The organism is Klebsiella sp. HMSC09D12, assembly GCF_001808475.1.
GTDB lineage: Bacteria > Pseudomonadota > Gammaproteobacteria > Enterobacterales > Enterobacteriaceae > Klebsiella > Klebsiella oxytoca.
Map to the genome: position 1 here is coordinate 41,320 of NZ_KV793490.1, position 25,568 is coordinate 66,887.

Below are 25,568 nucleotides of genomic sequence, written 5' to 3' on the forward strand. Positions count from 1 at the left end.
CGTACTACGTGTACGCTCCGGTTCTTGCGCGCTGGCCGAGCTCAAACTGCCCGCGCCAATGACGCCTGGTTATTCCAATTAATCGAACTTCATACGTGTGGCTTTCAGGTTAACAATCGCCAGGGCGCCTACCAGCAGGAAGATCAGCGTGGCGATAGCCGCCGCGAGGCCGAAGTCCTGCCCGCCGCCGCCTTCAAAGGCGATGCGATAGGTATAGCTCACCAAAAGGTCGGTGTAGCCCGCCGGCGTGGTGGTGCCGAGCCGGTCCGGCCCGCCGTTGGTCAACAGCTGAATCAGCACGAAGTTGTTAAAGTTAAAGGCGAAGCTGGCGATCATCAGCGGCGTCAGCGGCTTGATCAGCAGCGGCAGCGTAATTTTGAAGAAGTTCTGGAACGGCGTGGCGCCATCCATTGCCGAGGCTTCATATAAATCGTCAGGAATCGCTTTCAGCAGGCCCATGCACAGGATCATCATGTACGGATAGCCCAGCCAGGTGTTGACGATGATAATCATGGTGCGCGCGGTAGTCGGGTCGCTAAACCAGGCCGGCTTGATGCCGAACAGCGCGCTGAGCATCATGTTGATCTCACCAAAGCTCTGGTTGAACAGCCCTTTGAAGATCAGAATTGAGATAAACGACGGTACGGCATAAGGCAGAATCAGCAGTACGCGATAAATCGCTTTGCCTTTCAGGGCTTCCCACTGGACGAGACAGGCGAGCACCATGCCGACCGCAACGGTGAGAATCACGGTCAGAACAGAGAAGACCACCGTCCAGACGAAAATCGCGAAGAACGGTTTCTGGATACCTTCATCCTGGAACACGCGGGTGAAGTTATCCCAGCCGATGGTCACGGTGTAGCCCGGGCTGAGCTTTTCGCTGCCCCAGCTGCCGTCGGCGTTAATCGCCTGATAGAAACCGACCTCGGCGTTCGGCCGATATTTCACGCCGCTCTGGTTGTTGGTCAGCGTACCGTCATTGGCCAGCGCGTACAGCGGCTGGGTGCCGGAGAACTGACGCAGGGAGCTCATAATGACTTTGCTCTCATCCGGCAGGACGGCGGTCAGCTGGTTCAGGGCGGTGCGGTTTTGCGTAATCACGCGCAGGGTGGCGCGTTCGCCTTCCGGCAGGGCATCAGCCTCTTTTAACGCCAGCTTCTGTTCGCCGCCGAATTTAAAAGCGTCGGAAAGATAGTTTTTGCCGCTCTCGCCATCGGTCAGCGCCAGCTTCCACTCATCTCCCGCCGGATAAAGCGCGAAGTTGTAGGATTTACCCGCCTGGAAGGAACGGTCCATCAGCACCTGTTGGGCGCGTTCAAAGGTAAGCTGGTTAGTACTGCTGTAGTTGGTGAAAGCGATAGCGATAGTGCAGATCAGCGGGAACAGGACGAACAGCCCCATCCCGGCGAGACCCGGGTAAACATAGCGCCAGGCATAGGCCTTGCGATTGGAAAAAATATACAGGCCAACCGAGCTTAAAATCAGCGTCATGATGGCAAACAGGTACTCCCCCTGGGCGTACATCAAAACAACAAGGTAACCCACCAGCAGGCACAGCAAGCCGATCACAGACCATGTGAGCTGCGGACTTTGCCACCAGTGTTTCTTTTTCACGACATCCATGGGGATCATCCTCTTTACACTTTATCCTTCGCGCTACCTCTTTGTTGGCTGCGGATACGCATCCCAGTCACTTACGGATGTAAGCGCCTGGGGATTTGCATCCTTGCCGCCTCGATGTAGCGCGAAAGATTTCGTGTAACAACGTATTCAACAAACCTTACTCCCTAAGGAATAAGGGAAACCGTATTACTTGGTGATACGAGCCTGCGCGTCTTTCAGGGCGGCATCGACGGTCTGGCGACCGCTAGCGGCGTTGATAACTGCGGTACGAACGGCATACCAGAAGGCGGACATCTGCGGGATGTTCGGCATGATTTCACCTTTCTGGGCGTTAGCCATGGTGGCGGCGATACGCGGATCTTTTTCCAGTTTTTCCTGGAAGGATTTCAGCGCAACCGCGCCCAGCGGTTTGTCCTTGTTAACTTCATCCAGACCCTGGTCGGTCATCAGATAGTTTTCGAGGAACTCTTTCGCCAGTTCTTTGTTCGGGCTGGCGGCGTTAATACCGGCGCTGAGTACGCCAACGAACGGCTTGGACGCATTACCTTTAAAGGTTGGCAGCAGGGTAACGCCGTAGTTAACCTTGCTCTTATCGATGTTAGACCACGCCCACGGACCGTTGATGGTCATCGCAGTTTCGCCTTTGTTGAAGGCCGCTTCCGCGATGGAGTAGTCGGTGTCGGCGTTCATATGTTTGTTCTTGATCAGGTCGACCAGGAAGGTCAGGCCCGCTTTCGCGCCAGCGCTATCTACGCCCACGTCTTTCACGTCGTACTTACCGTTTTCAAACTTGAACGCGTAACCGCCGTCGGCAGCAATCAGCGGCCAGGTGAAGTACGGTTCTTGCAGGTTGAACATCAGCGCGCTCTTACCTTTCGCTTTCAGTTCTTTATCCAGCGCCGGGATCTCTTCCCAGGTTTTCGGCGGGTTCGCTACCAGGTCTTTGTTATAGATCAGCGACAGCGCTTCAACGGCAACCGGGTAGGCAATCAGCTTGCCGTTGTAGCGAACCGCATCCCAGGTGAACGGATAGAGTTTGTCCTGGAAAGCTTTATCCGGGGTGATTTCCGCCAGCAGACCGGACTGTGCGTAGCCGCCGAAGCGGTCGTGAGCCCAGAAAATGATGTCGGGGCCGTCGCCGGTCGCGGCAACCTGCGGGAACTTCTCTTCCAGCTTGTCCGGATGTTCTACGGAGACTTTGATGCCGGTGTCTTTCTCAAACTTTTTACCCACTTCAGCGAGGCCGTTGTAGCCTTTGTCGCCGTTAATCCAGATAACCAGCTTACCTTCTTCAATTTTTGCGAGGGCAGAGGCGGAAAACATCATCGTGGTCAATGCAGACAGCGCGAGGATGCGAGCGCCAGTTTTGATTTTCATATACCCGTCCTATTTGGTGATGTGCTCGTGGATACACTTGAGTGGCTTAACGATGATGAGTTTCCTTTTTTAACAACCTCTTTCCATCCTCCCCATGTCTACGCCCCATCCTCCGTTTGTGTGATCTCCATTGCAGAAATGCCGGTTATGAGTCCTGGCGCACATAAAAAGGCGGCTAATTTTGCAGGCGACATCACGAAATCGGCATCCGCCCGTCCCCCCCGGCGGCGAGACGTCATCTCTCATCCTCCCGCCTCCTCCCCCATAAAAAAGCCGGGGGGTGGAGGATTTACCCCACTTATGAATGCCGCATAGTCAGCCCATCTTGAATGTGTCGTTAAGTGACAGGTTGTAACGAAGGGAGAAGGGCATGGCGAGCGTACAGCTGCGAAATGTAACGAAAGCCTGGGGTGACGTGGTGGTATCGAAAGATATTAATCTCGAAATCCAGGATGGGGAGTTCGTCGTGTTTGTTGGGCCATCAGGCTGCGGCAAATCCACCCTGCTACGTATGATTGCCGGGCTGGAAACGGTGACCAGCGGCGATCTGCTGATTGGCGATACCCGAATGAATGATGTTCCGCCCGCCGAGCGCGGTATCGGGATGGTGTTTCAATCTTATGCGCTTTACCCCCACCTTTCCGTCGCGGAAAACATGTCTTTCGGCCTTAAGCTGGCCGGCGCCAAAAAAGAACTGATCAACCAGCGCGTGACCCAGGTGGCGGAAGTTCTGCAGCTTGCCCATCTGCTGGAACGTAAACCGAAAGCGCTTTCTGGCGGCCAGCGCCAGCGCGTGGCGATTGGCCGTACCCTGGTGGCTGAACCGCGCGTTTTCCTGCTGGATGAACCGCTCTCAAACCTTGACGCCGCGCTGCGCGTACAGATGCGTATTGAAATATCCCGTCTGCATAAACGCCTTGGCCGCACGATGATTTACGTGACCCACGACCAGGTCGAAGCGATGACGCTGGCCGACAAGATTGTGGTGCTGGATGCCGGTCGCGTCGCGCAGGTCGGGAAGCCTCTCGAACTCTATCACTACCCGGCGGACCGTTTCGTCGCGGGCTTTATTGGCTCGCCGAAGATGAATTTCCTGCCGGTCAAAGTCACCGCTACCGCCATTGAGCAGGTGCAGGTGGAGCTGCCGAACCGCCAGCAGGTCTGGCTGCCGGTGGACAGCGCCCGCGTTCAGGTTGGCGCCAACATGTCTTTAGGTATCCGTCCGGAGCATCTGCTGCCCAGCGATATTGCCGACGTCACCCTCGAAGGTGAAGTCCAGGTGGTCGAACAGCTCGGCCACGAAACGCAAATTCATATTCAGATCCCATCCATCCGTCAGAACCTGGTTTACCGCCAGAACGACGTGGTGCTGGTAGAAGAGGGAGCCACATTCGCCATCGGTTTGCCGCCGGAGCGTTGCCATTTATTCCGTGAGGATGGCACCGCTTGTCGTCGGCTGCATAAAGAGCCGGGCGTGTAAGGCTTCCCATTAAAAAAAACGTGCACCCTGCAGCGTCGATAAACAGGCGCAACAACAGGCGAAGCGTTCAAAGAAAAGCAATGATCTCAGGAGATAGAATGATGATTACTCTGCGCAAACTTCCACTGGCGGTCGCCGTTGCGGCAGGCGTTATGTCTGCTCAGGCGCTGGCCGTTGATTTCCACGGCTATGCTCGTTCTGGTATCGGCTGGACCGGCAGCGGCGGTGAGCAACAGTGCTTCCAGGCAACCGGTGCTCAAAGCAAATACCGTCTTGGTAACGAATGTGAAACCTATGCGGAACTGAAACTGGGCCAGGAAGTCTGGAAAGAAGGTGATAAGAGCTTCTACTTCGATACTAACGTCGCCTACTCTGTGTCGCAGCAGAACGACTGGGAATCCACCAGTCCGGCATTCCGTGAAGCTAACGTGCAGGGTAAAAACCTGATCGAATGGTTGCCAGGTTCCACCATCTGGGCCGGTAAGCGCTTCTACCAGCGTCATGACGTTCATATGATCGACTTCTACTACTGGGATATTTCTGGTCCTGGTGCGGGTATTGAAAACATCGATCTGGGCTTCGGTAAACTCTCTCTGGCAGCAACGCGTTCTTCTGAATCAGGCGGCTCCGGTACCTTCGCCGATCGCGACCAGTTCGGTAATCGCGTTTACGACAATATCGTGCCGAACGATGTATTCGACGTGCGTTTAGCCGGTCTGGAAACTAACCCAGGCGGCACGCTGGAGCTGGGCGTTGACTACGGCCACACTAACATCCCTGATGATTATTCTCTGCAGCCGGGCGCTTCCAAAGACGGCTGGATGCTTACCGCTGAGCATACTCAGAGCATGCTGAAAGGCTTTAACAAATTTGTTCTGCAGTATGCAACTGACTCTATGACCTCCAGCGGTAAAGGTGTTCCGCAGGGTGGCAGCATTAATAACGATGGATCTATGTGGCGCGTGCTGGACCACGGTGCGATCTCTCTCGGCGATAGCTGGGATCTGATGTACGTCGGTATGTACCAGGATATCGACCGCGACAACAACAATGGTACTCAATGGTGGACCGTCGGCGTTCGTCCAATGTACAAGTGGACGCCTATCATGAGCACCCTGATGGAAATCGGCTACGACAACGTCAAATCTCAACGCACCAGCGATCGTAACAGCCAGTATAAAGTGACCCTGGCCCAGCAGTGGCAGGCTGGTGACAGCATCTGGTCCCGTCCGGCAATCCGCGTATTCGCAACGTACGCCAAATGGGATGAGAAATGGGGCTATAACGATAGCGGCGTAGCGTATAACGACACCAGTGCTAAAACCTTTAGCCGTGGCGATAGCGACGAGTGGACCTTCGGTGCCCAGATGGAAATCTGGTGGTAATCGAGCCTGACCGTTCGTAACTAAAAGAGGGGCGTAAGCCCCTCTATCTTAGGCCCAGCGCGCTATTGCCTGGCTACCGCTCGGCCATCGGAATTGAGGTGATAACAATGAAAATGAAGAAAAGTCTCGTTGCCCTCTGCCTGTCCGTCGGCCTGATGGCCTGCGTACCCGCAGTCAGTTTTGCTGATGTTAATTTCGTGCCGCAGAACACCTCTGCCGCGCCGTCGATTCCGGCCTCCGCGTTGCAGCAGCTCACCTGGACTCCAGTCGACCAATCCAAAACGCAAACCACAAAGCTCGCCGTGGCCGGGCAGACGCTCAATGTCCCCGGAATCAGTGGTCCGGTCGCCGCATACAGCGTTCCGGCGAATATTGGCGAGCTCAATATTACGTTAACCAGCGAAGTGGAAAAACAAGCTGCGGTATATGCACCGAACGTGCTGATTCTTGATCAGAATATGACGCCATCTGCATTCTTCCCCAGCAGCTACTTTACTTATCTTGAACCGGGCGTGATGAGCTCAGATCGTCTGGAGGGCGTAATGCGCCTGACTCCGGCGCTGGGACAGCAGAAAATTTATGTGCTGGTCTTTACCACGCCGCAGGATTTACAGCAGACCACTAAATTAATCGATCCGGCGAAGGCATACGCCAAAGGCACCGGCAATGCGGTGCCGGATATTCCGGATCCCATCGCGAAACACGTCACCGACGGTACCATCAGCCTGAAGGTAAAAACCTCTACCGGCTCCAGTGTGCTGGTTGGCCCGCTGTTCGGTTCGTCTGGTCCGGGGCCTGTTACCGTCGGTAATACCGCTGCTCCTGCCTATAGCGCGCCGGTCGCCGCCCCGGCCCCGGCTCCAGCGGTGAAAACCGAACCGATGCTTGATGATACCGAAACTTACTTCAATAACGGCATTAAGCAGGCGGTTGCGAAAGGCGATATCGACAAGGCTCTGAAATTGATGAACGAAGCTGAACGTCTTGGCTCGAAATCTGCTCGTTCCACCTTTATCAGCAGTGTAAAAGGCAAGGGGTGACCGTCTCCCCACAATGCTGATGTTTAGGCACAGCCTTTAGGTGCGTCCGTCAGGGCGCACTTTTTTTTATCGCGCGGCAGCTTCTGTTGCAGGGCTGTTGCGCGGATGATCGTATATTGACGTTTGCCCGCCCCCGATGCCCCATTCTGCGATACAATACCTTTACGTTTTGTACCGGAGATTCAGGCATGCCACATCCTGCGCTTACGCAACTGCGTGCGCTGCGTTATTTTGCCGCAATGCCCCCGCTGCACGCGCATCTGCGCGACTGGCTATTGCTGGAAGACTCAATGACCAAACGCTTTGAGCAACAGGGGAAGCGAGTTAGCGTCATCATGGTTAACGAAGGTTTTGTTGGACGCGAAGCGCTGGCAGATGAAGCGCCTCTGTTACCCGTCGAATCCCGCTACTGGCTGCGGGAAATTATCCTTTGCGCTAATGGCGAACCCTGGCTTGCTGGCCGAACTATCGTGCCGGAGTCGACGCTGAGCGGCCCCGAACTGGCGCTGCAACAGCTGGGACAAACGCCGCTGGGCCGCTATCTCTTCACGTCATCGACGCTAACCCGCGATTTTATTGAAATTGGTCGTAATGCAGAGCTTTGGGGGCGTCGTTCCCGCCTCCGGTTGAGCGGCAAACCGCTGCTGCTGACGGAGCTGTTTTTGCCTGCATCGCCGTTGTATTGAGAGGAAAATGAAATGGAGTGGAGTCTGACGCAGAACAAGCTGTTGGCGTTTCACCGCCTGATGCGTACTGACAAACCGATCGGCGCGCTGCTGCTGCTGTGGCCGACGCTGTGGGCGCTGTGGGTGGCCACGCCGGGGATACCGCCGCTGTGGATCCTCGCCGTGTTTGTTGCCGGCGTCTGGTTAATGCGCGCCGCAGGCTGCGTGGTCAATGATTATGCCGATCGTAAATTTGACGGCCACGTTAAACGGACGGCCCGCCGTCCGCTGCCGAGCGGCGACGTCAGCGAAAAGGAGGCGCGAACGCTGTTTGTCGTGCTGGTGCTGCTTTCTTTCCTGCTGGTGCTGACCCTGAACACCATGACCATTCTGCTGTCGATAGCGGCGCTGGCGCTGGCATGGGTCTATCCATTTATGAAACGCTACACCCACTTGCCGCAGGTGGTGCTGGGCGCGGCATTTGGCTGGTCGATCCCGATGGCCTTTTCGGCGGTAAGCGAATCGCTGCCGCTCAGCTGCTGGCTGATGTTCCTCGCCAACATCCTGTGGGCGGTGGCCTACGATACCCAGTATGCGATGGTCGATCGTGATGATGACGTCAAAATCGGTATCAAATCGACGGCGATTCTGTTTGGCGACAACGATCGCTTAATCATCGGTATTTTACAGGTGGCGGTACTGGGTCTGATGGCGGCAGTAGGCTGGCTGAGCGGGCTGGGCTGGGAATATTACTGGTCGTTGTTTATCGCCGCGGCGCTGTTTGTCTGGCAGCAAAAGCTGATATTTAAACGCGAACGCGATAGCTGCTTTAAGGCATTTATGAATAATAACTACGTGGGGCTGGTACTGTTTCTCGGCCTGGCGATGGGGTATATGCAGTAAATGTGGCGGGGTTCCCCGGCTGGCGCCGTAAAAGCTTTAGCCGGGCTACTAAACCGCAGGGTCTGGTAGCCCGGCGCAAGCCGGGATATCGCTTTAAACGTTACGCTTCATCCTGGGTAACGCTTTCAATCGTCAAACGCACATCAGAAGTAATCAGATCCGCCAGCATACGGTAGATCTTCAACGTCTCTTCCGGCTCGGCATCTCCGGTATCGCTGATATAGCCTTCGTCGCGCAGGGTCAGCACCAGCGTGCTGAATACCGCCTTATCGAAGAACTCCGGCGCATTGATACCGTGCAGAACGGACAGGCGCTGCGCCACGGTGCGGCTCTCTTTCTCCAGCGAACTGCGGTTGATTGACGGGTTAGCGCTCAGCAGCCAGAAGGTGATGGCGTAGCGCTGCAGCGTTTCGCGCGCGCCTGCGGCCAGCAGCTGCAGGGAACGGGCATGAGACGGATTGACGCTCACCTCATCGTCATTCACGGCGATAAGCCCCTGACGCTGCATCTCGGCAATCAGCGCATCGACGACGCCCGCCAGCTCCGCTTTTTCCCAGCGCAGGAACAACTCGGCCTTGAGGAACGGATAGAACATCTCGACGTGACGCAATATTTCGCTGCGGGTAATACGACGATGCTGAGTGACGATGGCGGCTAACAGCGACGGCATCACCAGCATATGGGCGATGTTGTTGCGGTAATAGGTCATCAGGACGGCCTGCTCGCGCGGCAGAATGATGATATCGCCGATCGTGTCTTTCTCGACTTCGAACTTGTTCATCTGCAGCGCGTGGTCGATAAGCTCGCTGGCAGACGCCGTAGGCGTGGTCGCGTCCGCAGAGTACGGCACGTTGCGCAGCAGGGCGAGGTAGCACTCCAGCTGTTCGGTAAGCTGCTCGCGGGTCAGGGAACGCTGACGCGATGCCAGCAGCGCCGTACAGCACAGGTTCATGGCGTTGGCCGCACCGGCATTGTTAATGCGTACCATCAGGTCTGAGGCGATGTTATTTACCGTCGGCGTCAGCCAGGAGGGGCGAACGGCTTCGATAGGATCGATCGACTCGCGCCAGTCCGGCACATGTTGATTCAGGTAGGCCATCAGCGGCAGCGGTTCGCCGAAGTTAACGTAGCCCTGGCCGAGATTACGCAGCTTGCTTAAGCCGCGCAGCATCTGCGGCAGGTTCTCTTTCTCTTTTGTCGCTCCGCGCAGCTCTTTAGCGTAGGTACCAACCTCCATCACGTGCTCGTAGCCGATGTAGATTGGCACCAGGGTGATGGGACGATTACCGCCGCGCAGCATCGCCTGAATGGTCATCGACAGGGTACCGGTTTTCGGATCCAGCAGGCGTCCGGTACGAGAGCGGCCGCCCTCAACGAAGTATTCGACGGAGTAGCCGCGGCTGAACAGCTCGCCGAGGTATTCGCGGAATACCGTCGAATAGAGCTTATTGCCTTTGAACGTACGGCGAATGAAGAAAGCGCCGCCGCGACGGAAAATCGGCCCGGCAGGCCAGAAATTCAGGTTGATACCGGCAGCGATATGCGGCGGAACCAGGCCCTGATGATAAATCACGTACGAGAGCAGCAGATAATCCATATGGCTGCGGTGGCACGGGACATAAACGATCTCGTGGCCTTCGTGCGCCAGCTGGCGCACGCGCTCGGCGTTATGCACGTTAATGCCCTGATACAGACGGTTCCAGGTAAAGCCCAGCACGCGGTCTGTCAGGCGAATCATCTCGTAGGAGAAGTTCGCGGCGATCTCTTCCATCAGGGCGATAGCGTTTTGCTGCGCCTTTTCATGAGAAATTTTCTTGCTGCGCGCTTCGTCTTCTACCGCACGGGCAATGGCTTTCGACGCCAGCAGTTTATTGAACAGATCCTGGCGCGCAGGCAGGCGCGGACCGACCGCCGCCAGACGCTGACGGGCGAAGTGCATACGCGCCACGCGGGCCAGCTTCTGAGCGATAGTTTTATCGGTGCCGTGTTCGTCCGCCATTTTACGCAGCGAGACCGAAGGCGAGAAACGCACAAAGCTGTCGCGGCCCAGCCACAGAACGGCGAAGAATTTCTGAATGCCGTTGAGCATGCGCAGTGGCGGGTTAACCTCGCCTTTTTCACGCCCCGGCGCGCGACCGAACATCACCGAGACTGGCACCATTTGCACATCAAGATCGGGATGATTACGGTGCAAATCCAGATAGTCGTGAAAGAGCTTGATAGACTCTTCTTTCGGCGTGTAATAGGTGAATACGCGCGGTCCGCCGTGGATAAATACGTAGCGCGGAAGCAGGGCGCCGTCGATCTCCAGCGGCTCCAGCGGGTCCGGTAACTCATGCTCCAGACATTGCGCGCGCAGCGTCAGCAGGTCCGCCTTCGAATTGTAGGGCAGGACGTACATAATGGGCCGCGAGGTATCCAGGCCTAACTCCTGAGCAGGTTGTGCCGGAATCGACTTGCTTTTTACCAGCGCCCTTAATGGTAAATTCAGTAATTTATAGTAAATTCGTTGCCAGCCAGACATAGACGATGTGAAGCCTCTGGTTAATCATGCAAATGCGCCGCAAGAATAACAGAAAGTGCGCAAAATTTCCGTTGTAACGCGGCAAACGCGTACACTCATTGACGTCATTTACATAAAAAGGTTTGTTTGATGGCCAATAATACCACTGGGTTAACCCGAATTATTAAAGCGGCAGGGTATTCCTGGAAAGGATTCCGGGCGGCATGGGTCAACGAGGCCGCATTTCGTCAGGAAGGCATCGCGGCCATCATTGCCGTGGTGATTGCCTGCTGGTTAGACGTCGATGCCATTACCCGGGTGCTGTTAATTGGCTCGGTCCTGATAGTGATGATAGTTGAAATTATCAACAGCGCGATTGAAGCGGTCGTGGACCGTATCGGCCCTGAGCATCATGAGCTTTCCGGGCGCGCGAAAGACATGGGCTCTGCGGCGGTTTTGCTGGCGATTGTCATCGCGCTGATCACCTGGGGAACCCTTTTATGGGCAAATTACCGCTAACTCCTGTCGTAGCGGCTCGCAAAACGAAAAGAAACTCCTGATTTTTGTGTGAAATGTGGTTCCAAAATCACCGTTAGCTGTATATACTCACAGCATAACTGTATATACACCCAGGGGGCGGAATGAAAGCGTTAACGACCAGGCAGCAAGAGGTGTTTGATCTCATTCGGGATCATATCAGCCAGACGGGCATGCCGCCGACGCGTGCGGAGATTGCTCAGCGCTTGGGGTTCCGTTCCCCAAACGCGGCGGAAGAGCACCTGAAAGCGCTGGCGCGTAAAGGCGCAATCGAAATCGTTTCCGGCGCCTCCCGCGGTATTCGTCTGCTGACGGAAGAAGAAACGGGCCTGCCGCTTATTGGCCGCGTAGCAGCAGGGGAACCGCTGCTGGCCCAGCAGCATATTGAAGGCCACTATCAGGTCGATCCGGCCATGTTTAAACCGAATGCCGATTTTCTGCTGCGCGTCAGCGGTATGTCGATGAAAGACATCGGCATTCTTGATGGCGACCTGCTGGCAGTCCATAAAACTCAGGATGTGCGTAACGGCCAGGTAGTTGTGGCGCGTATTGACGAAGAAGTGACCGTAAAGCGCCTGAAAAAGCAGGGTAACGTCGTCGAACTGCTGCCGGAAAACAGCGAATTTTCGCCAATCGTGGTGGATCTTCGTCAACAAAGTTTCACCATTGAAGGCCTGGCCGTCGGCGTTATTCGCAACGGCAACTGGCAGTAAACTCTTCCTCTCGCGGCATCATCTGATGCATGATGCTGCGTCGTTTTTCCTCTTTTTGGCACTCTCTCCATGTTTTTTAACGCCGCCGACAAAGCCCTGTGGCGCTTAGCGCTGCCCATGATCTTCTCCAATATCACCGTTCCGCTGCTCGGACTGGTGGACACCGCCGTTATTGGTCATCTCGATAGCCCGGTTTATCTGGGGGGCGTGGCGGTTGGCGCAACGGCAACCAGCTTCCTCTTTATGCTGCTGTTGTTCCTGCGAATGAGTACCACTGGGCTGACGGCCCAGGCGTACGGCGCTAAAGATCCGCAGCGTCTGGCGCGTGCGCTGGTGCAGCCGCTGTGCCTGGCGCTGGCCGCCGGGGCGGCCATTGTGCTCTTGCGGATGCCGTTGATCGACCTGGCGCTGCACATCGTCGGCGGCAGCGAAGCCGTGCTCGAACAGGCCAGACGCTTCCTTGAGATCCGCTGGCTAAGCGCGCCGGCATCGCTGGCGAACCTGGTCCTGCTGGGCTGGCTGCTGGGCGTGCAGTACGCCAGAGCGCCGGTGATCCTGCTGGTGGTCGGCAATGTTCTTAACATTGTGCTCGATGTATGGCTGGTGATGGGTCTGCATATGAACGTGCAGGGGGCGGCGCTGGCAACGGTCACGGCAGAATACGCCACTTTCTTTATCGGCCTGCTGATGGCAAGGCGCGTGCTGGCGCTGCGCGGCGTTTCCCTGTTAATGCTAAAAAACGCCTGGCGCGGCGATATACGTCGCCTGCTGGCGCTGAATCGCGACATCATGCTGCGTTCGCTGCTGCTACAGCTTTGCTTCGGTGCGGTAACGGTATTTGGCGCTCGCCTCGGCGCCGATGTCGTCGCGGTCAATGCGGTTCTCATGACGATGCTGACCTTTACCGCCTACGCGTTGGACGGTTTTGCCTACGCCGTTGAGGCGCACTCCGGGCAGGCCTACGGCGCGCGTGACGATAGACGGCTGCTGGCTGTCTGGCATGCGGCTTGCCGCCAGTCAGGGATAGTGGCGCTGGCGTTTGCGCTGATTTACGGACTTGCCGGCGAACAGATTATTGCGTTGCTGACCTCGCTGCCTTCCCTGCAGCAGCTGGCCGACCGCTATCTGGTCTGGCAGATGATTCTGCCGGTCATTGGCGTCTGGTGCTACCTGCTGGACGGCATGTTTATCGGTGCGACGCGCGGTGCGGAGATGCGTAACAGCATGGCGGTGGCGGCGGCGGGGTTTGCCCTGACGCTATTGACGGTACCCACGCTCGGTAACCATGGACTGTGGCTGGCGCTGACGGTCTTTCTCGCTCTGCGCGGCGTTTCCCTGGCAGCGATCTGGCGGCGGCACTGGCGGCGCGGAACCTGGTTTTCGTAATGCATTTAGTACATCTGATGGTTAAAGATTCCGAATAATAAATCTTACTCAGAATACTCATCTATAGTTAAGTCATGTCCGAAACACAGCGGGCTGTTCATTCACCGAACGATAACCGAACGATGAGGAATGCATGATGAATAAAGACGAAATCGGCGGTAACTGGAAACAGTTCAAAGGTAAAGCGAAAGAGAAATGGGGCAAGCTGACTGATGATGACATGACCGTCATTGAGGGTAAGCGTGACCAGCTGGTCGGTAAAATCCAGGAACGTTATGGATATGAAAAAGACCAGGCAGACAAAGAAGTGACCGATTGGGAAACCAAAAACGACTACCGCTGGTAGCGAAAACGTCGTGTTTTAACCCACTGTTATTGCCTGCACGATCGGTACATGGAGGTACTGCTACCCTTGATTCCCGCTGCGGCTAACGCCTCAGCGGGCTTTCTTTTTAATCTGGATGGTATGGTCGTGATGGCAGTGGCCCGGCGTACTGCAGGATTCGACCTCGACGCAGGCAGCGCAGAGGCCGTGAGCTTCAATCACGTTGTGGCGCAGCGCGAATCCCATTCTTGCCGCCAGCGTATGCATTATATCTTCGACGCCTTCCGCGCACTCTTCTTTCACGCCGCCGCAGCGGTCGCAAATAAACATCGCTGAACTGTGGGTTGGCTGATCGAAAAGGTGGCACAGCACGTAGCTATTGGTCGATTCCACCTTATGCGCGAACCCCTGCTCCAGTAAAAACTCCAGCGCCCGATAGACGGTCGGCGGTTTAGCCTGGGGCTCTTTTTCACGAAGGAGATCGAGCAGGTCGTAGGCGCTGATTGCCCCTTGCTGCAGGCTCATCAAACGCAATACTTCGAGGCGCTGCGGGGTCAGGCGCACGCCACGCTGCGCGCAGAGCTTTTCAGCATGCGCTAACATTTGTTGCGAAGTGGTCTTATCCATGAGCGTCCTCTGGTTGCGTGAATCTCAAACTGTTACTTTATCACGATACCGATGAAACGCCGAGACCCGGGGGACTATACCCGTCACACTTCGCGTCACATACGCTTTGGCAGCGTCAATTCGTCCCAGCCGTCACGCTCCTGGGGTCGCTCTGGCTTGCCCCCTTATGCTATACCTGATGCATCTCATTTTCGGGAGAAAACGATGAAACGACCTGATTGCATTCGACACTGGCGTGAACTGGAAGGGGCGGATGATTCCACCTACCCTGACAGTACCGAGCTTTTCTCCATCGGTGCGCCGCTGGCGCGCGGTCTGCGGCTCAATCGCCTGGGGATCCACCATGAGCGTCTGCCGCCCGGGCGCCGCACTTCTTATCCACATGCGGAAAGCGACGAAGAAGAGTTTATCTACGTGCTGGAAGGCTATCCGGAAGTGTGGATTAACGGCTACCTGTGGAAGCTGGAGCCGGGGGATAGCGTCGGTTTTCCTGCCGGAACCGGTATTTGCCACACGTTCCTCAATAACACCGAACAGGAGGTCCGCCTGTTAGTCGTGGGTGAGGCAAACAAGAAATTTAATCGTATCTACTATCCGCTTAACCCCGGCTATGCCGCTACGCGTCAGGATCGCTGGGTTGACCATCCGCCGCAGTTTTTCGGCCCTCACGACGGCAAGCCGCGGAAAAAATAGCGTTTATTGCGGGATGGAAAGGGGGGGGCGCCGACGCTATGCGCCAGTGGTTTATCTTTGTGCTATAGTAGCGCCCCTTTTTACCCGGATGCTTATTTATTCGCCATGATGTCAGAATCAACGCCTACTGCTTTTGCTGCCCACCGTTTTTCCATCGCGCCCATGCTCGACTGGACCGACAGACACTGCCGTTATTTTCTGCGTCAGCTGTCGCGCCACACGCTGCTGTATACCGAAATGGTGACCACTGGTGCGATTATTCACGGTAAGGGCGACTATCTGGCCTACAGCGAGGAAGAGCATCCGGTCGCCCTGCAGCTCGGCGGCAGCGATCCGGCTGCGCTGGCGCACTGCGCAAAGCTGGCGCAGGCGCGCGGCTATGATGAAATTAACCTCAACGTCGGCTGCCCGTCCGATCGCGTACAGAACGGTATGTTTGGCGCCTGCCTGATGGGGAACGCGCAGCTGGTGGCTGACTGTATTAAAGCGATGCGCGACGTCGTGTCGATCCCGGTTACGGTAAAAACCCGTATCGGCATTGACGACCAGGACAGCTATGAGTTTCTGTGCGATTTTATCGAAACGGTATCCGGGAAAGGCGAATGCGAGATGTTCATCATCCACGCGCGTAAAGCCTGGCTTTCAGGCCTGAGCCCCAAAGAGAACCGCGAGATCCCGCCGCTGGACTATCCACGCGTTTACCAGCTTAAGCGCGATTTCCCGCATCTGACCATGGCGATCAACGGCGGTATTAAGTCGCTGGAAGAGGCAAAGGAGCATCTTGAGCATATGGACGGCGTGATGGTAGGCCGTGAGGCCTATCAGAATCCGGGTATTCTGGCCTCGGTGGATCGGGAGATTTTCGGCGTGGAAGGCGTCGATGCTGACCCGGTTTCCGTGGTCCGGGCGATGTATCCCTATATCGAACGCGAACTGAGTAACGGAACCTACCTGGGGCACGTAACGCGTCATATGCTGGGGCTCTTCCAGGGCATTCCCGGCGCGCGCCAGTGGCGTCGCTATCTGAGCGAAAATGCGCATAAAGCCGGGGCGGACATCAACGTACTGGAACAGGCGCTGAAACTGGTTGCCGACAAGCGTTAGTTTTTCGCTAAAATCTGGTCAAATTCACCACGCCTGGCACCTGACATGTCGGGCGTTTTTGTTTTTATTCAATAACTTATATTTGGCATGATTTTTGTAATATCCAGCAAGGTAGATTACATTTCTTTAGGGGAAGACGATGCTGGAACTCTTATTTGTTATTGGCTTTTTTGTCATGCTGTTGGTCACCGGCGTTTCACTGCTGGGAATTATTGCCGCGATTGTGGTCGCGACCGCGCTGATGTTTGTCGGTGGTTTGTTTGCGTTAATGATTAAGCTGCTGCCCTGGCTGCTGCTGGCCGTAGTCGTGGTGTGGGTGATTCGGGCGATAAAATCGCCAACCGGGAACCGTTATCGCGGTAATAACCGCTGGCGTTACTAAGGTATTGAGCGGTATGTCACAACCTGAAGATTTTTGCATAAAACAGCGTAGGCTTTGCTTATTAAATCTGTCACTATTAGCGCGTTAACGAATTCATCGAGCTGTACCCTACATACAGCCGAACAAAAAAAGTAAGGGCTTCCCAGGGGGAAGCCCTAAACTTTTCTTCTTCTCCCGTCATACTTCAGGCTGCAGGGGCGTTGGTTGCTGAGTGACTCGTCTCATCCATGAGACTCGCCCTTACGGACCGTCGCTTTGCGGCGTTCAAATCTGTTTCTGACAGATTTGTCATTCACCCCAGTCACTTACTGTTGTCAGCTCCTGGGGATTCATTCACTTACCCTCTTCCTGTCGCCCGGCTCATTTAGGGAAAAGCCATAACTATGGCAACAGCAAACTCGAGCCCTGCGTCGCCCGGCTTTCCAGCACCTCATGCGCGCGGCGGGCATCGCTCAATGCATATTTCTGACTCTCCGCAACATCCACTTTTATCACCCCGCTGGCGATCAGCGAGAACAGCTCGTTGCTGGCCTCCGTCAGCTCTTCGCGCGTAGTGATATAGCCCTGCAGCGACGGGCGGGTAACGTACAGCGAACCTTTCTGGTTGAGAATGCCGAGATTCACGCCGGTCACCGGGCCCGAAGAGTTGCCGAAGCTCACCATCAGCCCCCGGCGCTGCAGGCAATCAAGAGACGCTTCCCAGGTATCTTTACCGACGGAATCATAAACCACCTGAACTTTCTTACCGTCGGTGATCTCTTTCAGGCGTTCGACGATATTCTCTTCGCGATAGTTAATGATCTGCCAGGCGCCGGCCTGTTTAGCGCGTTCGGCTTTTTGCGCGCTGCCGACGGTACCGATCAGCTTAGCGCCCAGCGCTTTGGCCCACTGACAGGCGATGAGCCCGACGCCGCCGGCCGCCGCGTGGAACAGGAACGGCTCGCCTGCTTTGATCTCATAGGTTTTACGCAGCAGGTAATAAACAGTGAGCCCTTTCAGGAACGACGCTGCCGCCTGCTCGAAAGAGATGGCGTCCGGTAAAATAGCGGCCTTATCGGCAGGTACGTTATGCACGGAGCTATAGGCCCCCAGCGCCGATTGCGCGTAGACCACCCGGTCGCCGGCTTTAATATGCTTTACGCCGTTACCGACTTTGCTCACGACGCCAGCGGCTTCGGTGCCGAGGCTGCTCGGCAATGACGGCGGTGGATAGAGGCCGCTGCGGATATAGGTATCAATGTAGTTGATGCCGATGGCCTTGTTCTCTACCTGAATTTCGTGCTCTGCGGGATCTTTCGGCGTGAACTCCACCGCTTGCAGAACATCAGGCCCTCCGTGCTGGTGAAATTCAATTCGTGTTGCCATGCTTCCTCCAGAAATGTGGTAATCTTTCGACCCATTCACTATCTCGGTAACTCCATTCACTATGGCAGGAAATAAACCCTTCAACAAACCACAGACTGAACCCCGCGAGCGAGATTATCAGCTCGATGGGTTAAAGGTCCCGCCGCACTCGATTGAAGCGGAACAGTCGGTGTTGGGCGGTTTAATGCTGGATAACGAACGCTGGGACGACGTTGCCGAGCGCGTTGTTTCGGAAGATTTCTATACTCGCCCGCATCGCCATATTTTCACCGAAATGGCGCGCCTGCAGGAGTCGGGCAGCCCGATCGACCTGATTACGCTCGCCGAATCGCTGGAGCGTCAGGGGCAGCTGGACAGCGTCGGCGGATTCGCCTACCTGGCGGAATTATCGAAAAATACGCCAAGCGCGGCGAACATCAGCGCTTATGCCGATATCGTTCGCGAACGCGCGGTGGTACGCGAAATGATCTCGGTGGCGAATGAAATCGCCGAAGCCGGTTTCGATCCCCAGGGCCGCACCAGCGAAGATCTGCTCGACCTTGCCGAATCCCGGGTCTTTAAAATCGCCGAAAGCCGCGCGAATAAAGATGAAGGGCCGAAGAATATCGCCGACGTGCTCGACGCCACCGTGGCGCGAATTGAGCAGCTCTTCCAGCAGCCGCATGACGGCGTCACCGGGGTCAATACCGGCTATGACGATCTCAATAAAAAGACCGCCGGTCTTCAGCCGTCGGACCTGATTATTGTCGCCGCGCGTCCATCGATGGGTAAAACGACGTTTGCGATGAACCTCGTGGAAAACGCGGCGATGTTGCAGGATAAACCGGTGCTTATCTTCAGTCTGGAGATGCCCTCGGAGCAGATTATGATGCGTTCTCTGGCCTCGCTGTCGCGAGTTGACCAGACCCGTATTCGAACCGGTCAGCTGGATGATGAAGACTGGGCGCGCATTTCCGGCACCATGGGGATTCTGCTGGAAAAACGCAACATCTATATTGATGACTCCTCCGGCCTGACGCCGACGGAAGTGCGTTCACGCGCGCGGCGTATCGCCCGCGAGCACGGCGGCATCGGCCTGATTATGATCGACTACCTGCAGCTGATGCGCGTGCCGTCGCTCTCCGATAACCGTACGCTGGAAATCGCCGAAATTTCCCGCTCGCTCAAGGCGCTGGCGAAGGAGCTGCAGGTGCCGGTGGTGGCGCTGTCGCAGCTTAACCGCTCCCTGGAACAGCGTGCGGATAAGCGCCCGGTGAACTCCGACCTGCGTGAATCTGGCTCCATTGAGCAGGATGCCGACTTAATCATGTTTATCTACCGTGATGAGGTTTACCACGAAAACAGTGACTTAAAAGGCATCGCCGAAATTATTATTGGTAAACAGCGTAACGGTCCTATCGGGACGGTGCGCCTGACGTTTAACGGTCAGTGGTCGCGTTTTGATAATTATGCTGGGCCACAATACGACGACGAATAAATCTCCGTCATCCTTCATGCCGCAGATGCGTTGACTACGCCTGTTCACCCCGGTCACTTAGTTTACTAAGCTCCCGGGGATTCTCAGGCTTGTCGCCTTCCTGCAACACGAAGGATTTAGGAGATGCTTTTATTAAGGAATTCAAATGCAAGCGGCAACTGTAGTCATTAACCGCCGCGCTCTGCGACACAACCTGCAACGATTACGTGAACTGGCGCCTGCCAGCAAACTGGTTGCGGTGGTGAAAGCGAACGCCTACGGACATGGTCTTCTTGAGACCGCGCGAACGCTCCCGGACGCCGATGCTTTTGGCGTTGCCCGTCTTGAAGAAGCCCTGCGCCTGCGCGCGGGCGGTATCGCCCAGCCGATTCTGCTGCTGGAGGGGTTCTTTGAAGCCGCTGACCTGGCGATTATTTCCGCCCAGCGTCTGCATACTGCGGTACACAGCCCGGAACAGCTGGCGGCGCTGGAAGATGCCGACTTACCCGAACCGATCACCGTATGGATGAAGCTGGATACCGGAATGCACCGACTAGGCGTTCTGCCCGAACAGGCCGAAGCCTTCTATCAGCGCCTGAGCCAGTGTAAAAACGTCCGTCAGCCGGTAAATATCGTCAGCCATTTTGCCCGTGCGGATGAGCCAGAGTGCGGCGCGACCGAACGTCAGCTGGATATCTTTACCACCTTCGCGGAAGGGAAACCGGGGCTGCGTTCTATCGCCGCATCCGGCGGTATATTGCTGTGGCCGCAGTCGCACTTCGACTGGGCGCGTCCGGGGATCATTCTCTACGGCGTGTCGCCGCTCGACGGTGGATCCACCGGCGCGGATTTTGGCTGCCAGCCGGTGATGTCCCTGACCTCCAGCCTGATTGCGGTCCGCGAGCATAAAGCCGGCGAGCCGGTGGGCTACGGCGGAACCTGGATCAGCGAGCGCGATACGCGTTTAGGCGTTGTGGCGATGGGCTATGGCGATGGCTATCCGCGCGCCGCGCCGTCCGGAACGCCGGTGCTGGTTAACGGGCGTGAGGTGCCGATTGTCGGACGCGTGGCGATGGATATGATTTGCGTCGATCTTGGGCCTGAAGCGCAGGATAAGGCTGGCGATGCGGTCGTGCTGTGGGGCGAAGGTTTACCCGTCGAACGTATTGCCGAAATCACAAAAGTAAGTGCTTACGAACTTATTACGCGCCTGACTTCACGGGTGTCGATGAAGTACGTGGATTAACGTTCTTTCTCGTTTGCCCTGGCAGCGTTGCCGGGGCATGGTCCACCAGCCCATTCTGACTTATTCCGTAGAATTGCTGGCTGCCACTTCATTCTACTGGGTCTTCTCCGCGTAGGATTCGTGCGTCGTTATAAAGCTGGTTGCGATAATCATTAGGTTGAACAATTGAGTCATCAATGCGTTGCCAAATCTCATCGATAGAATTCGCCACGCTAAACCCGGCGGTTGTGAGTAACTGGCGGATATGTGGGAATTCGTCTTCGTCACAACTGATTGCCAGATAGTTTGCGATGGTGTCTGCTACCAGTTCATATTGCCCTTCTGAATCCAGACGTACCACCTGTGCCTGCTCCAGAGGAATATTATCCGGACCACGCCATAGTCCCACGTACCCCTCATTATCCTCACCAAACCAACTGATAAGTTTATTGGTGGCCTGCATCGCCCTGACGTTGTCAACAATATCGGGATCAGCCCAATCTTTTTCATTTAAATAGCTGGTATCAGACGGCGCTTCCCATTGAGGGTTATCTGTGAGTTCTAACTCAATATATTCAGTAATTTCAGAAAGTTGATTGATTTTCCCACGCAATAGTAATATCTCGGGAGTCATGGCGTTTGTCCTTGTCTGCGGCGTTATAAATCGATTATCAGAGGCGGGTTTAACGTAATTTTTTATCGTATAACCGCTTTCCTTCCAGAGCATTGTAAAATCAACGTCCGCAATCGGGGGGCTATCCATAAATTCCTTATCCTTTTTTACGTCGTGCTGCTCCAGTTTATGAGGCTTTATGCTATAGGGAATAAAGAAGGTCAACATCCCCTCGATCTTCTTTCGCATCCAGTTTATTGTGTTATGACTTGCCTCATGTAAACCTGGAGAAACATCACGTGTTTCAGAAAGTTGACGCCTACGCTGGCGATCCCATTCTCTCCCTGATGGAGCGTTTTAAAGACGATCCACGTAGTGACAAAGTAAACCTCAGCATCGGTCTTTATTACAACGAAGACGGCATTATTCCGCAGCTGCAGGCGGTTGCCGAAGCGGAGGCGCGCCTTAATGCTCAGCCGCACGGCGCCTCAATCTATTTACCTATGGAAGGACTGAACGCCTACCGTCACGCTATCGCGCCGCCGTTGTTCGGTGCCGATCATCCGGTACTGGCGCAACATCGCGTGGCCTCCATTCAGACGTTGGGCGGCTCCGGCGCCCTGAAAGTCGGCGCTGATTTCCTGAAACGCTACTTCTCGGGCTCGCAGGTGTGGGTTAGCGATCCGACGTGGGAAAACCATATCGCGATATTCGAAGGGGCTGGATTCGAAGTAAGTACTTACCCATGGTTTGATGATAAAACCAATGGCGTGCGTTTTGAGGCGTTCCTGGAAAAACTCAAATCGCTACCGGAGCGCGATATCGTGCTACTGCATCCGTGCTGCCATAACCCAACGGGAGCCGATCTCAGCAATGCGCAGTGGGACGACGTCGTTGAGGTGCTGAAAGCGCGTCATTTAATTCCTTTCCTCGATATTGCCTATCAGGGCTTTGGCGCCGGCATGGAAGAGGATGCCTACGCTATCCGCGCCATTGCGCGCGCCGGGATCCCGCTGCTGGTGAGCAACTCCTTCTCGAAAATCTTCTCCCTGTATGGTGAACGCGTGGGCGGACTGTCGATCGTCTGTGAAGATGCAGAAACCGCGGGTCGTGTACTGGGGCAATTGAAAGCGACCGTACGGCGCAACTACTCCAGCCCGCCGAACTTTGGCGCGCAGGTCGTGGCGGCGGTACTGGGCGACAGCGAGCTGAAAGCCTCATGGCTGGCGGAAGTGGAAGAGATGCGTACCCGTATTCTGGCCATGCGTCACGAGCTGGTGAATGTGCTGAAAGAGACGGTGCCGGGCGGTGATTTTGACTACCTGCTTAAGCAGCGCGGCATGTTTAGCTATACCGGTTTCAGCCCAGCCCAGGTTGACCGCCTGCGCGATGAGTTCGGTGTCTACCTGATCGCCAGCGGCCGTATGTGCGTAGCCGGGCTGAATTCAGGCAACGTGCGGCGCGTCGCGCAGGCATTTGCTGCTGTAATATAAGTTTTTCCTGACCTTTTTTGCCCGCGTCAAATCATGACGCGGGTAATTCCCTACCTGAAGTGTGATCATTCTCTTTTTATATGACATCAGAGCAGAAAAATCTTCCTATCCGCGCCAGCGGGGGGTAAGGTCTTGATGCATTAATAAGCGTACACATTATTGAAAATTATAACGATTCGATTATTTAGGGAAAAATATGCGCAAGATCACCCTGGCCTTTGGGGCCGTCTGCTTACTGTTCACGCTAAATAGCTCCGTCGTTGCTCGCGCTTCCACACCGCAGCCGCTGTGGACGGGCACCAATATGGCGAAACTCGCCGAACAGGCGCCGATCCATTGGGTTTCCGTGGCCCAGATTGAAAATAGCCTGTTGGGGCGCCAGCCGATGGCCGTCGGGTTTGATATTGATGATACCGTCCTGTTTTCCAGCCCGGGCTTCTGGCGCGGGCAGAAAACCTATTCCCCCGGCAGCGATGATTACCTGAAAAATCCGGAGTTCTGGGAAAAAATGAACAACGGCTGGGATGAATTCAGCATGCCGAAAGAGGTGGCGCGCCAGCTGATTGCGATGCACGTGAAGCGCGGCGATAGCATCTATTTTGTGACCGGACGTAGCCAGACCAAAACCGAAACGGTAACGAAAACCCTACAGGATGATTTTCTCATCCCGGCAGCGAATATGAACCCGGTTATTTTTGCTGGCGATAAGCCCGGTCAGAACACCAAAACGCAGTGGCTGCAGGAGAAAGGGATCAAAGTCTTCTACGGCGATTCGGATAACGATATCTCCGCCGCCCGAGAGGTAGGCGCGCGTGGGATCCGTATATTGCGAGCCTCGAATTCCTCCTATAAGCCGCTGCCGATGGCGGGCGCTCAGGGCGAAGAGGTCATTGTGAATTCAGAATATTAAGCCATCCATCGGCGTAAACATCATTAGCTCAAACGGCAGCCGACGCGCTGCCGTTTTTTTGTGCAAAATAGCGCGTCGGAGGTTTTACCTTTTCGCTTATTGCTGCACACTTAGGAAGGTTGATCGGTAAAAGGAGCGGTTTATGTGGCATCAGCAAACTCTGACCTTAGGCCCGAAATCACGGGGCTTTCATCTGGTCACTGATGAGGTTTTAAGCCAGATTCCCCAGCTTTCGGGAGTTAAAACTGGCCTGCTGCATTTGCTGCTCCAGCATACATCTGCTTCCCTGACGCTAAATGAAAACTGCGATCCGACCGTCCGCTACGATATGGAACAACATTTTCTGCATGCCGTACCGGATAATGCGCCGTATGAACACGATTATGAAGGTCCTGATGATATGCCCTCGCACATTAAATCTTCGATGCTGGGCGTATCGCTGATGCTGCCCGTTCAGGACGGACGCGTCAGGCTGGGGACCTGGCAGGGTATCTGGCTAGGGGAGCATCGTATTCACGGCGGATCGCGCCATATCATCGCGACGCTAATGGGGGAATAAAAATGACAATTTCGGATTTATTGCAGTACTGCATGGCAAAGCCGGGCGCTGAACAAAGCGTACATAGCGACTGGAAAGCGACGCAGATCAAAGCGGCGGACGTCCTGTTTGCGATGGTAAAAGAGGTGGAGGACAATCGGCCTGCGGTATCGTTAAAAACCAGCCCCGAGCTTGCGGAACTGCTAAGGCAGCAGCATCGCGATGTTCGTCCCAGCAAACACCTTAATAAAGCCCACTGGAGTATGGTGTTTCTGGATGGCTCCCTGCCTGATTCGCAAATTTACTACCTGGTGGATGCTTCATACCAGCAGGCGCTTGATTCTCTTTCCGAGGCTAAGCGTAAACTATTGCCATAGCGTTAAATCCTCCCCAGCAGCGCCAGCAGGGTCACATCAAACAGGCGAAGCAGCGTGGAGTGCAGGTGCGTCTGCATGGCGATCTGTTCATTGCTGGCGCGAATGCTGGCAATATCGCGCTGCCCTTCGAGGAGCAGAATGAGGTCGTCCTGACTTAACCAGCCGCGCGCTTTCTCCTGTAATGCCTGAAGCGTGAGCATTCCGGCGTCGCGAATGCCGCTGTCTTCATCATTTACTATCGCCTCCATAAGCTGTAGCCATTCTGCCGTATTCACGCCTGCGCCGGTCACCTGGGCGCTGACTTCTTTAATGATGGACATGGTTATCTCCCTGAACGCAGCTGTTCGCCGCTGATGGCCTGCTGATAAAGATATTCCGTTTGTTGCGCCAGAGCTCCGGCCGCGAAGGGCGTCAGCGCTGCATCCTGGCGGGAAACATGCGTGTAAAGCCGCTGATAATTCTTCTCCAGCACGCGCAGATTATTCTGCCGCAGCGCATCACCGTCGCTTAATGCCAGGCTAAATAGCTGACGAATCTGGCGATCCTCTTGTCTTAATAAGCGTTGGTCGACCGGCGCTGTCGCCGCATCGCTGATGAACTGCAGATGACGCTGTTCCAGCATCAATAGCTGCTGATGGGCCGTATTGCTGTAGCCGTCTACCCAGCTGCAGGCGGTCGTCACCAATAGCGCCGCGATAAGAGTGAATTGATAAAATCCGTGTTTGAAAGACATGATGCATCCTGCAATTTATGGCCGTGACGCTATCTGATGACAGATGTCGTGCGGCCGCAAATCACAAAATATCAGCGGGAGAAAAATGAGAGGAAATGATGCCTCTTCCCGGGAC

At 55.4% G+C, this 25,568-nt stretch carries 26 protein-coding genes; 18 read left to right on the forward strand and 8 right to left on the reverse strand.

Going from position 1 to position 25,568, the window contains the following annotated elements; all coding sequences use genetic code 11:
- Window positions 1–78: 78 nt before the first annotated feature.
- Both malF and malE read right to left on the reverse strand, forming a co-directional pair.
- Window positions 79–1,623 (reverse strand): maltose ABC transporter permease MalF, encoded by a 1,545-nt coding sequence (gene malF, locus HMPREF3178_RS17875; protein ID WP_004109570.1) that lies wholly within the window; start codon window positions 1,621–1,623, stop codon window positions 79–81.
- A gap of 186 nt (window positions 1,624–1,809) precedes the next feature.
- Complete coding sequence (gene malE / locus HMPREF3178_RS17880) at window positions 1,810–3,000, reverse strand: maltose/maltodextrin ABC transporter substrate-binding protein MalE (RefSeq protein ID WP_004109568.1); 1,191 nt, start codon at window positions 2,998–3,000, stop codon at window positions 1,810–1,812.
- 370 nt (window positions 3,001–3,370) lie between these two features.
- Here malE and malK point away from each other — a divergent pair, with 370 nt between their 5' ends.
- The 5 genes from malK to ubiA all read left to right on the forward strand — a co-directional run bounded on the left by malK (window position 3,371) and on the right by ubiA (window position 8,473).
- Window positions 3,371–4,480: a maltose/maltodextrin ABC transporter ATP-binding protein MalK gene (gene malK, locus HMPREF3178_RS17885; protein WP_004097762.1), complete on the forward strand. Its 1,110-nt coding sequence runs from the start codon at window positions 3,371–3,373 to the stop codon at window positions 4,478–4,480.
- A gap of 98 nt (window positions 4,481–4,578) precedes the next feature.
- Entirely contained in the window at window positions 4,579–5,865 is a 1,287-nt protein-coding gene (locus tag HMPREF3178_RS17890) for a maltoporin (RefSeq protein WP_004109566.1), read from the forward strand.
- 107 nt (window positions 5,866–5,972) lie between these two features.
- Window positions 5,973–6,905 carry a maltose operon protein MalM gene (malM, locus tag HMPREF3178_RS17895; protein ID WP_017145129.1) on the forward strand — a complete coding sequence of 311 codons (933 nt, stop codon included), beginning with the start codon at window positions 5,973–5,975 and terminating at the stop codon, window positions 6,903–6,905.
- A 188-nt stretch (window positions 6,906–7,093) separates the two neighbouring features.
- Entirely contained in the window at window positions 7,094–7,591 is a 498-nt protein-coding gene (gene ubiC / locus HMPREF3178_RS17900) for a chorismate lyase (protein ID WP_004117223.1), read from the forward strand.
- Window positions 7,592–7,603: 12 nt separating this feature from the next.
- Window positions 7,604–8,473: a 4-hydroxybenzoate octaprenyltransferase gene (gene ubiA, locus HMPREF3178_RS17905; RefSeq protein ID WP_004109559.1), complete on the forward strand. Its 870-nt coding sequence runs from the start codon at window positions 7,604–7,606 to the stop codon at window positions 8,471–8,473.
- Window positions 8,474–8,573: 100 nt separating this feature from the next.
- Here the strand turns inward: ubiA and plsB are convergent, their stop codons facing one another.
- Window positions 8,574–10,997, reverse strand: a complete 2,424-nt coding sequence (plsB, locus tag HMPREF3178_RS17910) for a glycerol-3-phosphate 1-O-acyltransferase PlsB (RefSeq protein ID WP_004109557.1) — start codon at window positions 10,995–10,997, stop codon at window positions 8,574–8,576.
- Window positions 10,998–11,126: 129 nt separating this feature from the next.
- Between plsB and HMPREF3178_RS17915 the strand changes: the two genes are divergently transcribed.
- The 4 genes from HMPREF3178_RS17915 to HMPREF3178_RS17930 all read left to right on the forward strand — a co-directional run bounded on the left by HMPREF3178_RS17915 (window position 11,127) and on the right by HMPREF3178_RS17930 (window position 13,958).
- The gene (locus HMPREF3178_RS17915; protein WP_004109553.1) at window positions 11,127–11,495 is read left to right on the forward strand and encodes a diacylglycerol kinase; all 369 of its coding nucleotides are present in this window, start codon (window positions 11,127–11,129) and stop codon (window positions 11,493–11,495) included.
- A 122-nt stretch (window positions 11,496–11,617) separates the two neighbouring features.
- Window positions 11,618–12,226, forward strand: coding sequence for a transcriptional repressor LexA (gene lexA, locus HMPREF3178_RS17920; RefSeq protein ID WP_004109543.1), 609 nt, complete (start codon window positions 11,618–11,620; stop codon window positions 12,224–12,226).
- Between the two features lie 69 nt (window positions 12,227–12,295).
- Window positions 12,296–13,612: an MATE family efflux transporter DinF gene (gene dinF / locus HMPREF3178_RS17925; protein ID WP_004117228.1), complete on the forward strand. Its 1,317-nt coding sequence runs from the start codon at window positions 12,296–12,298 to the stop codon at window positions 13,610–13,612.
- 136 nt (window positions 13,613–13,748) lie between these two features.
- On the forward strand, window positions 13,749–13,958 hold the full coding sequence (locus tag HMPREF3178_RS17930) for a CsbD family protein (RefSeq protein WP_016808435.1): 210 nt from the start codon (window positions 13,749–13,751) through the stop codon (window positions 13,956–13,958).
- A 90-nt stretch (window positions 13,959–14,048) separates the two neighbouring features.
- Here HMPREF3178_RS17930 and zur read toward each other — a convergent pair whose 3' ends face one another.
- A complete protein-coding gene (gene zur / locus HMPREF3178_RS17935) occupies window positions 14,049–14,564 on the reverse strand; it encodes a zinc uptake transcriptional repressor Zur (protein ID WP_004109534.1) in 516 nt (171 codons plus the stop codon).
- A gap of 204 nt (window positions 14,565–14,768) precedes the next feature.
- Here zur and HMPREF3178_RS17940 point away from each other — a divergent pair, with 204 nt between their 5' ends.
- From HMPREF3178_RS17940 to pspG, 3 genes are all read left to right on the forward strand, one after another.
- On the forward strand, window positions 14,769–15,257 hold the full coding sequence (locus HMPREF3178_RS17940; RefSeq protein ID WP_004109530.1) for a cupin domain-containing protein: 489 nt from the start codon (window positions 14,769–14,771) through the stop codon (window positions 15,255–15,257).
- A gap of 105 nt (window positions 15,258–15,362) precedes the next feature.
- Window positions 15,363–16,361: a tRNA dihydrouridine(20/20a) synthase DusA gene (gene dusA, locus HMPREF3178_RS17945; RefSeq protein WP_016808434.1), complete on the forward strand. Its 999-nt coding sequence runs from the start codon at window positions 15,363–15,365 to the stop codon at window positions 16,359–16,361.
- 139 nt (window positions 16,362–16,500) lie between these two features.
- On the forward strand, window positions 16,501–16,743 hold the full coding sequence (pspG, locus tag HMPREF3178_RS17950; RefSeq protein WP_004109526.1) for an envelope stress response protein PspG: 243 nt from the start codon (window positions 16,501–16,503) through the stop codon (window positions 16,741–16,743).
- A 381-nt stretch (window positions 16,744–17,124) separates the two neighbouring features.
- Here pspG and HMPREF3178_RS17955 read toward each other — a convergent pair whose 3' ends face one another.
- Window positions 17,125–18,108, reverse strand: coding sequence for a quinone oxidoreductase (locus HMPREF3178_RS17955; protein WP_017145127.1), 984 nt, complete (start codon window positions 18,106–18,108; stop codon window positions 17,125–17,127).
- A gap of 61 nt (window positions 18,109–18,169) precedes the next feature.
- Here HMPREF3178_RS17955 and dnaB point away from each other — a divergent pair, with 61 nt between their 5' ends.
- Both dnaB and alr read left to right on the forward strand, forming a co-directional pair.
- Entirely contained in the window at window positions 18,170–19,585 is a 1,416-nt protein-coding gene (gene dnaB, locus HMPREF3178_RS17960; protein ID WP_004097788.1) for a replicative DNA helicase, read from the forward strand.
- A gap of 145 nt (window positions 19,586–19,730) precedes the next feature.
- Window positions 19,731–20,810, forward strand: coding sequence for an alanine racemase (gene alr, locus HMPREF3178_RS17965; RefSeq protein ID WP_004109522.1), 1,080 nt, complete (start codon window positions 19,731–19,733; stop codon window positions 20,808–20,810).
- An 88-nt stretch (window positions 20,811–20,898) separates the two neighbouring features.
- On the opposite strand, the gene HMPREF3178_RS17970 is transcribed toward alr, so the two are convergent.
- On the reverse strand, window positions 20,899–21,630 hold the full coding sequence (locus HMPREF3178_RS17970; RefSeq protein WP_224258352.1) for a hypothetical protein: 732 nt from the start codon (window positions 21,628–21,630) through the stop codon (window positions 20,899–20,901).
- Window positions 21,631–21,701: 71 nt separating this feature from the next.
- Between HMPREF3178_RS17970 and tyrB the strand changes: the two genes are divergently transcribed.
- From tyrB to HMPREF3178_RS17990, 4 genes are all read left to right on the forward strand, one after another.
- Window positions 21,702–22,895: an aromatic amino acid transaminase gene (tyrB, locus tag HMPREF3178_RS17975; RefSeq protein ID WP_017145125.1), complete on the forward strand. Its 1,194-nt coding sequence runs from the start codon at window positions 21,702–21,704 to the stop codon at window positions 22,893–22,895.
- Between the two features lie 196 nt (window positions 22,896–23,091).
- On the forward strand, window positions 23,092–23,805 hold the full coding sequence (gene aphA, locus HMPREF3178_RS17980) for an acid phosphatase AphA (RefSeq protein WP_004109510.1): 714 nt from the start codon (window positions 23,092–23,094) through the stop codon (window positions 23,803–23,805).
- A gap of 142 nt (window positions 23,806–23,947) precedes the next feature.
- On the forward strand, window positions 23,948–24,364 hold the full coding sequence (locus HMPREF3178_RS17985) for a secondary thiamine-phosphate synthase enzyme YjbQ (protein ID WP_004109507.1): 417 nt from the start codon (window positions 23,948–23,950) through the stop codon (window positions 24,362–24,364).
- A gap of 2 nt (window positions 24,365–24,366) precedes the next feature.
- The gene (locus HMPREF3178_RS17990; protein ID WP_017145124.1) at window positions 24,367–24,720 is read left to right on the forward strand and encodes an MmcQ/YjbR family DNA-binding protein; all 354 of its coding nucleotides are present in this window, start codon (window positions 24,367–24,369) and stop codon (window positions 24,718–24,720) included.
- Between the two features lie 2 nt (window positions 24,721–24,722).
- Here the strand turns inward: HMPREF3178_RS17990 and HMPREF3178_RS17995 are convergent, their stop codons facing one another.
- On the reverse strand, window positions 24,723–25,040 hold the full coding sequence (locus HMPREF3178_RS17995; RefSeq protein WP_004109504.1) for a hypothetical protein: 318 nt from the start codon (window positions 25,038–25,040) through the stop codon (window positions 24,723–24,725).
- Window positions 25,041–25,042: 2 nt separating this feature from the next.
- A complete protein-coding gene (locus HMPREF3178_RS18000; RefSeq protein ID WP_017145123.1) occupies window positions 25,043–25,453 on the reverse strand; it encodes a hypothetical protein in 411 nt (136 codons plus the stop codon).
- Window positions 25,454–25,568: the final 115 nt, after the last annotated feature.